The 12628-nt window shown below is 49.1% G+C and carries 6 protein-coding genes and 1 pseudogene; 1 reads left to right on the top strand and 6 read right to left on the bottom strand.

The window, feature by feature from the left end:
- Positions 1-513 precede the first annotated feature (513 nt).
- From GBK04_RS28065 to GBK04_RS28040, 6 genes and pseudogenes are all read right to left on the bottom strand, one after another.
- Entirely contained in the window at positions 514-1737 is a 1224-nt protein-coding gene (locus GBK04_RS28065; RefSeq protein ID WP_373331490.1) for a reverse transcriptase domain-containing protein, read from the bottom strand.
- 959 nt (positions 1738-2696) lie between these two features.
- Complete coding sequence (locus GBK04_RS28060; RefSeq protein WP_152765616.1) at positions 2697-4232, bottom strand: alpha/beta hydrolase family protein; 1536 nt, start codon at positions 4230-4232, stop codon at positions 2697-2699.
- A 188-nt stretch (positions 4233-4420) separates the two neighbouring features.
- Positions 4421-6679, bottom strand: coding sequence for a M12 family metallo-peptidase (locus GBK04_RS28055; RefSeq protein WP_152765613.1), 2259 nt, complete (start codon positions 6677-6679; stop codon positions 4421-4423).
- Between the two features lie 45 nt (positions 6680-6724).
- Positions 6725-7867, bottom strand: coding sequence for an acyltransferase family protein (locus GBK04_RS28050; protein WP_152765610.1), 1143 nt, complete (start codon positions 7865-7867; stop codon positions 6725-6727).
- 60 nt (positions 7868-7927) lie between these two features.
- Positions 7928-10186 (bottom strand): M12 family metallo-peptidase, encoded by a 2259-nt coding sequence (locus GBK04_RS28045; protein ID WP_152765608.1) that lies wholly within the window; start codon positions 10184-10186, stop codon positions 7928-7930.
- A gap of 78 nt (positions 10187-10264) precedes the next feature.
- Positions 10265-11664, bottom strand: a pseudogene (locus tag GBK04_RS28040) (Gfo/Idh/MocA family protein).
- A gap of 200 nt (positions 11665-11864) precedes the next feature.
- On the opposite strand from GBK04_RS28040, the gene GBK04_RS28035 reads away from it, so the two are divergent.
- Entirely contained in the window at positions 11865-12554 is a 690-nt protein-coding gene (locus tag GBK04_RS28035) for a 3-keto-disaccharide hydrolase (RefSeq protein ID WP_152765605.1), read from the top strand.
- Positions 12555-12628 lie beyond the last annotated feature (74 nt).

Raw genomic sequence — 12628 nt, 5'->3', positions numbered from 1 at the left:
TTTACAGGCCGTGAGCCCAAAAAAGCGACAAGTTTTCCAGGGGAGAATTCTGAAAGAGTGATCAAGTAATCTTATCGAAAATTAGTATTCGGTGCGCGGCTAGTGTTATTAATTCAAACCGTGGTACTTTGGCGTTTGGGTAGGGGCTGTGGGACACAGCCCACGGATTAAGAAATGAAAGACTCCACTAGCTACATTTTCCTTTTTTACCGGGCTTTATCTATATTTGTTTGTATAAAATGTCGCTTTCTCATGAAAAAGAAAGAGAAATATAAAAGCTTTCAGGAAATGAAGGCCAGCTCACCGTCAATAAATTCTACTAATTTCGCCCTCGTGATGGAGCGTCATCGTAAGATGAAGGACTTTATCGATAAATTAAAGCACCGGTGAAATTCGGTGTATACTTTTTCAAGAAGGGGAATTTCTGAAATCAACAGCCTTATCATCTCATTTATAAGTCGTGACGACCTAATCGCTGATAAAATGGCTACGGGCGGACCTAAGAGCTGTATCTCATAGCCCACGGATTTGGGTTTTGTAACGTTTATATCTTTTCATTTTTGGCTTTGGTGGTTTTGGTAATTCATATTTCTCCTCATTTTCTTTAATAGATTTATAAATTATCTTCCAGTGGTTTCTAATCTGGCTAATAATTTTTTGCCTATTTGTTTCAGGTAATCTATTTGCAGCATTATATAGATAAGCGATATAATTTCCGCGTTTTGATGTGGAGCGTTTCTTTTTTAAATTAACACCAAGATGAGAACTGGACTTGAATAAAGACCGCCTAAATATCCATTCATCTTTGGCTTTTATAGACATCTTATTAATTTTTTTAGAAAGTCTAGCATAATGAGTTCTTCTTCTAATTTTTTTGTAAAAATTAGAAATGCTACTATTTCGAACTCTAATGTACTCTCCATCAAAATCAAAACCCAAATATGATATGACTGACTTTTTTAAATGAGTTCTATAATGAAATGTTTCTAGATTCCATTTGCTATCAACAGTTTGTCGAAACAAGTATGATTCTTGGGTTTTTGTCTTTTGTATTTTTAAATTTAGCTTTTTTTCAATAGCATCATGTATGTAATCTTTGATTTTAGATAAATTCTTTGTTTCGCATACAATTAATATATCATCAGAATATCTCCTATATATCCCATTACAAGTATTAACAAAGTTGGATAAGTCAATATCAACTTCCAGAAAATATAGGTTAGAAAGTGCTGCACTAATAGGTGTACCTTGCGGTATTCCCTTTTTTAATTTTCCATTATATCTATGAATGATTTTATATTTATCATTTAATTTCCTGAGGTCATCCCATTTTTCAAATAACGAATTCTTGTTAGAGTTTTTAAAGTATTTGAGTTTTTTTATATCAAAATATGGATGAATTTTTAACAATTTTTCTAAATCAATGTAGCTTGCTCTTGTAATTGCTTTAAATACCGCGTAGTGGTGATCTGGTAAGGTTTTTAAATTTAGTAAGTTTACCCAGCTTCTTTTTAGAATCTGGGGATCAATACTGTCAAAAAATTTTTCTATATCCAGACATAATACTGATATGTTTTGGGATTTATGCTCTTTGATATAATCAAATACCTCAAATGCAAAATCAATATTGCATTTTCCACGTTTAGTAGAATCATTAGTTTTTATTTTTCTATATCCTATTACAGAATTATTTAAAAGTTTGTTACTATCGTACACCTTTTTTAATTCTGCATTAATTTTATTGGCATAGTAGGAGAAAATTTGAGAATCGAGATGGTTGCAGTAATATATTTCTCTTGGTTTTAGCTTGTGGCTTCTTCCTATTTTGTTATCGTTTAATATAAATCTTTAATCTCTTCTAAATCTGGATTCCAGGATTTTATAGTGTAGAAGTGGAGAGAATTTATGATGCTTTATATTTGTAGTGTTAGTTACATAAGATATAATGAAGTATTTGGATTTGTCGGTTTCCTTTGATTCGCCACTTGAAAATTTAGGGGAGATGTGAAGGTATTGTCGCAATCTGAGCCAGCTACTCATAAAAAGTGTCGATTAGCTAAATTATGCACTATCCTTTTAGTAATAAACACACCCACCCAAAGGGATCTAATCTATTACGTGTAGCCAGTAGCGTCTTAATGCCTTATTAATTGATAACAATCTTTTGGGCGTGCCTTTGGAACAATAATTGTGTTACAATCATGAACATTCTACCAGAAGTATTCACCATGCTTACAGCAACCATTGAGCTAGTCACGGCGGTGGTCCTTACAGAAAGGAACCAGCCGAACAGTTCACCACCTTGCACCTAATTTTGCAAGGTTACTACATCTGTTAGAGATGTATACTCAAACACTGGCGTACGGACCTTAGCTAATCGACGCGTTAAATCTCATAAATAACTTTTGAATATTCAAACGAACTCGTAAATATTTGAAACTTTTATAAATATTTTATTCAACGGTAATACCTGCAAGATTATAATTAAAAATTTCAAGGTTACTACCATAGAACAATTTTAATTCGCCCTGGAAAAGTACCAGTCGATACCACCTCGGGTCGTCGTATTCTTCCGAAGATGTCTTTATCCCACAAACAAGGGGCTGAATGTATTAACTTCTATAAAAATTTCCCCAATCTACCCCAATCCGCAAAAAAATCTGTAAAAAAGTTATCCAACGGCACCCAAATTTCACCTACCGCTCCACCACATACCCCAACTCCTGATTCGCCCAGGGAATAAAGTACTTGAAATTAGGCGCGTCCGTATGGCCGCCGTCGTGCTGCCGCCAGGCCAGGGTACCTTCCAGCACGTCGGTGTTATAGGGAGGCATTTTTTCCGTTTGGTAGTTGCCGGAGGTACCCAGGTCTTTGGCACCGAGGAGTTTGAATACCGGTCCCGCCGCCACGGTAGCCATGTAGCTACCCTGCTGGTCGAGCCAGCGGGCGTCGCCTTTCTCGGGAATGCCGTAGCTGATGAAGACAGGGCGCGGCGCGGCCATCGCGATGAGTTCATGCGAATCTACGGGTAGGTCGCAGCCGGTTTTGCGGCCTAAGGTCCCCTGCTCGGTGCCGTACTTGAGGTAGTTGCCGGCCATCCAGTGGTATTCGCCGCTGCCGGTCAGGCTTTCCACGGCCTCGCCAAACGTCCGGCGGTGCAGCGCGGCACCCCCTTTGCCCGAAGAGCCGATCAGCCCCGTGGCGAAGCGCGGCTCAAACGCCAGCGTCACCAGGGCCGCCTTGCCATAGCGCGACACCCCTTCAATGCCTACTTTTTTGGCGTCTACCATCGGGTCGGTTTCGAGGTAGTCGAGGCCCCGGGCAGCACCCCAGGCCCAGGCGCGCAGGGCACCCCAGTCGTCGGGTTGCCGGGGTTGTCCCTTGTTCACCAGGCCAATGATGCCCCGCGTCAGACCCGCGCCGTTGTCGGCCTGAATGCTGGCGGGCTCGATGGTCGCGTACCCCCAGCCCGCGGCCAGCAGTTGTTGCGTGGGCGAAGGGTCACCGGCGGGCGGCGGGCCAAACGAAGGCGTAGTGCGGGTAAAGGGCGTGTAGGCCGGATACTGATCGAAAATGGCCTTCAATTCTGGATTCTCTTTGATGAGCAATGCTTTCAGCGCCTCATTGATTTGTTCCATCTGCTCCGGGGCCGGCTGGGCGGGAGCCGGAAAGGAGGGCCGCCCGAACATCATCAGCACGGGTACCGGACCCTTGGCGTTTGCCGGCACCACCACTAGCATATTGATGTCGACGTTGATCAAAGGGTAGGTACTGTTGTCGACGTGGCCAATGACCTGCTTGGCGATGACCGGCGTAAAACCCACAAATTCCCGATCCGTGATTTTTACCGTCCAGGTCACTTTCGGAATGTTCTTGGGCAGGCGTCCGTACACTTCTTTTTCAAAATCTTCCTGAATTTCCGGGCGGCGTTGCTGCCACCATTGCTCGGGCGTCGTTACTTTCTTGCCACTTTTGGTGGTGAGTACCTCCGGCAGCTGGGGACACGGATCGGCCTGGGTTTCGTCGTAATTGGCATGGTTCGGTGCCGACTCGTTACCACTCGGACCCGGTCGCAGCGCCTCGATACCCAGTTGCTTCATCATGTTAGCATGATCCTGCTGGGCTGTGAAGGTGACTAACGGAGGATACGTGCCCGAAGTGGTACTGGCCGTTTGGGAAAAAACCGGCATCGAAACGCCAAGCAAGAGGAGAAAGGGTAGGTACTTCGCCATGGATTTAACGGATTGAAAAAGAGTAGGAATAGGCGGCAGCCATCGATAGCTACCGCGCCTGGTTGACAAAGTTCCGTATCTCTTTTTTTTACTAGCTTTTCAACCGAGCTACCAGGAGAAATGCAACATCCCCAAGGATTAGGGTACCCTGGTACTTAAGGATTTGCGTAAGTACCTTTTGTATGCAATCAGGGGTACTCCACATGGAGCCAACTGTTGATGGCCGGTTGGATAGTCCCCTGCAAATCAAGCCCCCGGGTCAGGCTCGTGTAGTTACCGGGGAGGGTAATGTAGTGTCCTGGATTGATTTTTACCTCGTCGACCGCCGTCGGTAGGGTACCACAACTCCATATCAGCGGATCATCCCAGTAGCCTGATTTCACCGTTTCACGATAATTGGGGGGACAACTACCGTCCGTAATGGTGACGGTGTAATCGTTGACTTTTCCGGCTTTGAACAAAAAATTGCTGGGCAGCGAACAGGCGTTCAGAATCAGGAGCGGATTGAGCATGACCCGCATCCGCAGGGGAGTATTGCGGAGGGCCGTAGTGGGTACCGTTATGCTGCCGGAATGCTGTAAAAGCGAAAGACCGTTATAAACCAATTCGTTTGCTTCATTAAACTGGCCATTGCCGTTATAATCCATGTAGATTTTGGCAAACAAGCTATTGCCTAGGGTACCCGACAGCGTAAAGGGATAGCTTTCACCAGCTTTCAGGACGGTCTGCAGGGTACAGGTGAAATCTTCATAGACAGTACCCAGATTGGCGGGTACCGCATTGGGATCACTGGACCAAAGGGTACCGAAGGAAAATTCCGCAATGCCGTACAGCAGGCTCAAACTACCGGAAGCGCTGATGGTACACGCGGACTCCTTCACACATACCGTAGTCACGGAAACCGGGGCGGCCGCACTGAGGCATCCGTCGGTCTGGCAAGCGGCATAGTAGGTGGTGGATACCTGGGGAAGAAGGGTACGGGTATTGCCGCTGAAAACGCCATCGCTCCACAGCACCGTACCCGGGCAGTTCGATAGTTCCAGATGCGTATACTGACCCTGGTTGGCCGTCACCTCGGCGGGAATAACCTGGAGGGAAGGTACCCCGGGGTGGCCCAGGTTTTGGGCCACCAGCAGTTCGTATAGCATTTTGGCGCGGGGTTGTGGGCCAAATCCATTCGCCAGATTGGGGCAATAGCTCATGAGGGTACCCCCGTCCGGTGGGTGTGGGCCCGGTGGGCAGGTACCATCCTCTACGCTGCTACAGTCGTCGAGGGGGCCGCCCTCCCACAGGCAGGATTGGGTATGGGGCAGACCAAAGTTGTGCCCCAGCTCGTGGGCGATGAGATAGACGTTGTAGGAGTAATCGGGTAAGGTGCGCGTGGGACTGTCATGGACACCCGTAGATAGACTAAAGGCAAAGCTGCGGGAGGCCGGATTGGAAAAAACGGCCGAAATATCGTTCAGGGTGGCGATGGTGGTCCGGCGCGAAATGCCGTAGTAAGCCAATCCGCCGCGGCTGACGTGCGTCGAGAGCAAATGGGCAATATCACCGTTGAACGCGTTGCCGCGGGCATTCCAGTAATTTTTGAATTGAAAGAGTATTTCACTGGGGGTACCTGCCTGTTCGTAGGGATCGGGGATGTCCCAGATTTTTAGCTCGCTTACTTCCAGTTCGACACCTTCGTTCTGAAACAGTATGACGACATTCGCTAGGGTAGCCAGTACCTTGGCGGTGATAGAACTGGCATCGCTCCCCCAATCCAGGTAAAGTTGATGGTCGACTTCCAGATAAAGGGTTACCCCGCGGCAATCGGAGGAAAGCATCCGGCGGCTTGTGGCCTCCTGGCGCAGGTCATCAGGGTCGGGGAAAGGTACCTCCACCGGCGCACAGGTGAATTCAGACTGGGCCGGTATTTTGTGAGTGGGGTACACCACGTGCAGCGATTCTGAAGTAGTCGTCCGGATTTTACCCACCGTGTAGGAATAGTCTTTCCCGAAGATCAACCCCTCAATGCCAAGGGCCGATACGCTGAGCGCTACGGTGGAGGCCTTGTCGCCTACCACGTGGCCGGCGTAGAATTTGAGCGCGGGCAGAGGTACCTGCTTACCCGAGGCCGTAGCCACCCCAAAGTCGGGAGCTACTACGGCTATTTCATGAATGAGCAGGGGGAGCGTCCGGAGATCGGAAATGGGTAACGCAACGGAAATGTACCGGGAGCGGGGGTACCTTTCAAGCAGCCGGATGGTTGCCAAATCGGGCGTTACCAGAAAAGCCCCCGGAGTCTGTGATAAATTGGGATCGGTCGCTACCCGGGCAGCAGGATTTCGATAGGGTTTGAATAAAGTGGTCTTCAGGGTGTCCGACAGATCGTCGGCATGGCCGGAGGCCAGGGAATAGGCCCATAGGAGCGAGGTGCCTACGAATAGGAATAACGGTTTTTTCATAGTGTGTGTCGAGTAAAACTTTGTGCAATTCAATCGTGGGTGGTTTTACACCTTCACGAAAACCTTTTTTCGCCAAAGGAAATACAGCAGCAGCCACGCGATCAATAAGCCGCCCAGGGCGTTGAACACGGGTTGCCACGTCTCGGCCGCATGGCCATACATTCCCGAAAAAAGCAGGCGGGCGGATTCGTCGAAATCAATGAACCGGTAGGCCAGGTACATGACTATCGAATTCATGCCGATGACCCGGAAGAAAAAAGTCCATTTCTTGAATCCCCGCACATCGATGATCCAGTAAAACAGCGCCAGGAGCAGGAAAGCCAGCCCGGCGGTAAGCAGGATGAACGAGCTGGACCACAAATGCTTATTGATCGGAAAAGCGAAATTCCATACCATCGCCACTACCACGCCGACTACACCCAAAATGAGGAGTCTTTTCAATTTATGGGCAGCAGAGGCATTATTCAGCAAAGTATCACCCGCCAGGGTACCAAAAATGGCCAGGCAAGCGGCGGGTAACTGGGTGAGGAGGGCCAGTTCATCATAGGTTTTTTGCAAAAGCCGTCCGGGCATAAAATGCCGGTCGAACCAGCCTACCAGATTTCCCTCAAATGAAAAATCGCCCGCCCCAAAGCCGGGAACTGGTATCAACGCGAGGGCCAGGTAGTATAGCACCAGGGTACCCAAGGCGATAAATAACCTTTGTGTAGGGGAAAAATGCAGGTAAAGCGCCGCGGCCACGAAAGTGGAGAGGCCAATGCGACCCAATACGCTCCCGTAGCGGATATGGGCGGGATCGAACGGATCGAGCGGGGCGTTTTTATACAGGATTCCCAGTAAGATCAGCACCAGCATCCGCTTACCTACCTTGCGCAGCAAACTGCCCTTTGAATAACCCTTCGCTAATCCTGACTGCAGACTAAATGGGAGGGAGGTACCCGCCAGAAAAAGGAAAAGGGGGAAAATAAAGTCATAGAAAGTAAAGCCATGCCATTCGGGATGTTCAAACTGATTGGCCAGGGCGTCTACCCAGGCCAGGCCGGTTTTACCCCCGAGAAGTTGGATGAAGGTACCCCCACCCGCAATCATCAGCATGTCGAAGCCACGCAGGGCATCGATAGAAGCCAGGCGGCTGGGCTTTAATATGGCGACGGTAGCTGTTTCGGCGGAGGAAGCGGTTTGTCTCATGCAACTTTTGGGGGGAGGTAGAGGTAAGGCAGGCTTCTGGTACCTTGATGATTTTCTTATTCAATGTTGATTCAGTTGTAGTGTTGCATCGGTCCCGTACTGGATTGTACCGATCAGCTCGATATCCGATGCTTGGCCGGTGTAGGCAGTAGGCAAAGAAATGAAATGACCAGGATTGATCTTTACAAAATCGGAAACATCGGGTAGCGTACCGCAACTCCACACCAGCGGATCGTTCCAATCGCCCGATTGTACGGTTTCGCGCTGACCCGGCGGACATGTAGGGGCCGTTATCGTGACGGCATAGTCGTTCGCCTTGCCCGATCGGTATTGGCCATTGCTGGGAAGTTCACAAGCAGAGTTCAGCGAAAGCGGGTTCATCATTACCCTCATACGTATCGGCATGTTGTGAAGCGCAGAATTCGGAACAGTGATGTTTCCGGTGTGGTGTGAAGTAGAGGTGGTGCCATTATACACCAGTTCGTCGACATCGCTGAAAGTACCGTCTCCATTATAATCGATGTAGATTCGGGCGTATTGACCGTTATCATAGGTACCCTTCAAACTAAACGGATACGATTCCCCTGCCTTCAGAATGGCGTGCTGGGTACAGGTGAAATCTTCGTAGGAGGTTCTCAGATTTTCGGGAGCACCGTAGAAATCATTAGTCGTAATGGATCCGAGGCTGAATTCAGAAATGCCATGGATATTACTCAGATCGGTGGAGTAACTTATTGCGCAAGCTGATGACTGAACGCAAATGGTGTTGATGAATGCCTGTACGGAGGTACTCATGCAATCATTATTTATACAAAGTGCCGAATATTCAGTCGGGGCCTTTGGGACGACGATGCGACTCGAACCAGTAACTATCCCATCGTCCCAGAGGACTGAGCCTGAGCAATTGGAAATCGAAATCTCGACGTTTTTCCCTTTCATAACAGTATTTTGAGAGGACGAAATACCGGGTGGATCACCACCAGGATGCATTAGGTTTTGAGCCGTTAAAAATTCATATCTCAATTTAGCACCAGGTTGAGCCCCGAATCCATTGGCCAGGTTAGCACAATAACTCATGATGGTCCCCCCGTTTGTGGGATTAGGGCCCGTAGAACAGGTACCCTCCGGTGTGGCGCAGTTGTCGAGGGGGCCACCAGGCCATAGGCAGGAATGCGTGTGGGGGAGTCCGAAATTATGACCCAACTCATGTGCAAGTAGGTAGGTTTTGTAGGAATACTCAGGCAGCGGGGGTACAGGCGAATCACCAATCCCCGTTGAAACCCCGAAAGCAAGTTCCCGCGAAGCGGGCTTAAAAAAGACCGAAGCTATATCATCGATAGAATTTGCATTAGATCTTCCTCGTACAAATACAAAGGCTATCCCTCCGCCGTTGATCCTGGAAGAGAGCAGGTGGGCAATGTCTCCGTTGAAAGTATTGCCTTGGCCGTTCCAGTAATTCTTGAACTGCTCCAACAATTCGTTCCGGTTACCTGCGGAAATGTAGGGATCCGGTGTGTCCCATATTTTCAGCTCACTTAATTCGATAGGTAACCCTTCGTTAGCGTACAGCGTCTTCACGTTGTTGAAGAGCGCCGTGATCTGACTGGTGATGTAGGGAATGTTACTGCCCCAGGTTTGGTAGAGGTTGAAATCAGCCTCTATATAAATTCCTACCCGGCGGCACCCACCGTCGGCTGTTCGGGCGGTTGGATTTGAGATTCTGACGGCGGATTTTAAGGAATTCGTGACCACGGCCTCTACACTCGTACATTCCAGGGAAGGTCTTTCGGGTAGTTCATGTGTCTGGTACACCATGTGAAGGTTTTTGGAATTACTGCCTCGCATTTTGCCAACCGTGTAGGAGTACCCTTTTCCATACACGAGGCCCTCGATACTTTCTTCCGAAATGGATAAGGTTACAGATGAAGAATTATCGCCTGCCAGCTTGCCCGTATAAAATTTCACTGCTGGCAAATCAACTTTCTTGTTTGAAGGGGTAGTGACCTTAAATCCTTTTGCCAGAACTGACGATTCCTTTATAAGGACAGGAAGTGATGAAGTACCTGAAACCGGTAGCTGGAATGAGATGTATCCGGGTACAGAATGCTTGGCCAGATTAGTCATTGCGGCCAAATTAGGAACCAGCAGAAAGGTACTGGGTACCATGGTCGCGCCTTTCCCGAACACCTGTCGGGGCGATTGTGAGGTATACCGTTTCAACAATTCAATTCCGATCGTATCCCGGGCACTTTGGCTCAGGCAAATTGAATCGTTGAAAATCAGAAAGAAGGCAATAACAAGTAGAGGACGAGTTAGCATGTGTTTTTCCTTTATGAGTGGACTAGTCTGCAAAGAAGGTATGGCGGAATATAAAGGTAAAAAGTATTTCTTTTAAAATCAGGACCTTACCCGCGTATTTCCACCCTCCATCAGCGAAATATCCACAGGACGATTATTTTCCAGGCTCCATCCGTAAAATCAGGAATATCGACCGAACTGGAACGACTGGCCACCGATTTTTCGGTCAGCGGGGCAATCACACTCCACGCCGCGGCATCATATACATCCTGGTCCAGCGGAAGACCATTGCGCAGGCAGTCGATGAGCCGCCAGTCCATCAGGAAATCCATGCCGCCGTGGCCACCTACCTGTTTGGCCAGTTCGCCGATGCGCTTCACGATTTCGGGCTGGTACTGCTGTTCCAGGGCCTTGTATTCCTCCTCTGAAATCCACTCGTGTCCCTGGGAAATCCGGCCGCGCTGTGCTTCGCCCTCCAGGGGGTACTTCTGCGCCACACCTTTCGTGCCGCTCACCAGGTGTATACGGGAGTAGGGGCGGGGCGAACTGACATCGTGCTGAAGCATGATGGTTTTGCCTTTACTGGTCCGAATGGTGGTGGTGTTCATGTTGCCCCGGAACGTTTTACCGGCAAATTGCCGGAAATCGGGGTCTCTGGCGGCGAGTTCGTGGGCGCGCGGGCCCAGCATGAAATCGTCGGTAGCCACCGAGACGAGGTACTCCATCCGGTCGCCCCGGTTGATGTCGAGTATTTGTGCCACCGGCCCTAAGCCGTGGGTGGGGTACAAGTTGCCGTTGCGCTGGTTTTCTTTCAGCCGCCACAAATCGTAGCGGGCATTTTTGTCAAAAAATGAATCCAGAATATCGTGGATGTAGGCTCCTTCGGCGTGGACGATTTCGCCAAAGTACCCCTGCCGGGCCATGTTGAGGGTGAGGAGTTCAAAGAAATCGTAGCAGCAGTTTTCCAGCATCATGCAATGCTTCTTGGTTCGCTCCGAGGTTTCCACCAGCTTCCAGCAATCGGCTTCGGTCGTGGCGGCGGGAATTTCCACCGCTACATGCTTGCCCTGTTCCATGGCGTACAGGGCCATGGGCGCGTGCAGGTTCCAGGGCGTACAGATGTACACCAGGTCGATGTCAGGACGCTCGCAGACTTTCTTCCAGGATTCGGCAGTATCCGAGTAGATTTGGGGTTTGTGCGGGGTACCTTCAAACGTTTTGGCCGCGGCGCTGGCTTTTTCCGGGCGGATGTCGCAAAGGGCTTTCACCTCCACATTTTCCAGATGAATAATGCGCTTGACTGCGCCGCCACCCCGGTTACCCAGTCCGATGTACGCCATGCGAACGGTATCGATTTTAGGAGCCCGGTACCCCGACATATTGAATTGCTGTCGGTACGGGAAGTCCATAGGCAGGGATACTTCCGGGCGGGCAGGGGTACCTAGTCCGCCACCCAGCACCGTAATGCCGCTTAATTTCAGGAAATCTCTCTTTTTCATGCCGAATACTTTTTAACCTACCGGGCGCTACTTACCCGAAAATAAAGGATAAGAACGGGGGTACCTAATACTACTGCCGACCCGCTCCAATGGGCTAGTGGGGTTACTTGCCGGTGTCCTGGCAGTAGATTGGGGGCAGTAGGTAGTTTATTGGAAATGAATGGTCCGCGTAATTCAACTTCCAAACCAACGTGTATTCTATGAAAGCCTATCGGGATTATGTGTTTTCAGCCGGCAGAAGGCCCCTAACCGCTATTCTGTTGCTGTGTCTTTTGATGTGGATGGCCGTAGGGCCCGAGGGGAAAAGCCAAAGCCTGGGAAAAACGGTGTCGCTATTCGATGGAAAAACCCTGAACGGGTGGAAAACCGTAGATCCCGCCAACCAAAAACTCTGGTGGGTGGCCGACAGCGTGATCAGGAGCGGAGACGGCATTCATAAGATACCCGCCAATACCTACCTGCATACGGTAAAGGAGTATGAGGATTTCGAATTCCGGTGTCTGTTCAAACTGACGGGCGACCCCAAGACCGGGATGATCAACAGTGGTATCCAGTACCGTTCAATACTGCAAGATGGTAAAATCGTGGGCTATCAGGCTGATATTGGTGACGGATATTGGGGCGATATTTACGATGAACACCGGCGCGAAAAACTCGTGGGGGGCGATCTGAGTACCCTCCGCCATGTGCTCAACAAGGATGGCTGGAACAGCTACATCATCCGCTGCCGGGGCAATTTCCACGAGCTGTACATTAATGGCGTGAAAACCTGTGAGTATACTGAAAAAGACGCCAGTATTCCCCGGAAAGGGGTAATTGCGGTGCAAATCCATAGTGGCGGGGTAGCCCAGGTCGAGTTCCGGGATTTGACGATTACGGAATTGAAGTGATTTTTTGAGCTGATAACTTTTGATATTTCCAACGTCAAGGTTTAGGGTAAATGTTTATCTACTAGCAATGTATA

This window comes from Salmonirosea aquatica, assembly GCF_009296315.1.
In the GTDB taxonomy this organism is placed as follows: domain Bacteria; phylum Bacteroidota; class Bacteroidia; order Cytophagales; family Spirosomataceae; genus Salmonirosea; species Salmonirosea aquatica.
The sequence above is the reverse complement of the archived record's forward strand: the minus strand, read 5'-3'. Positions and strand labels throughout refer to the sequence as shown.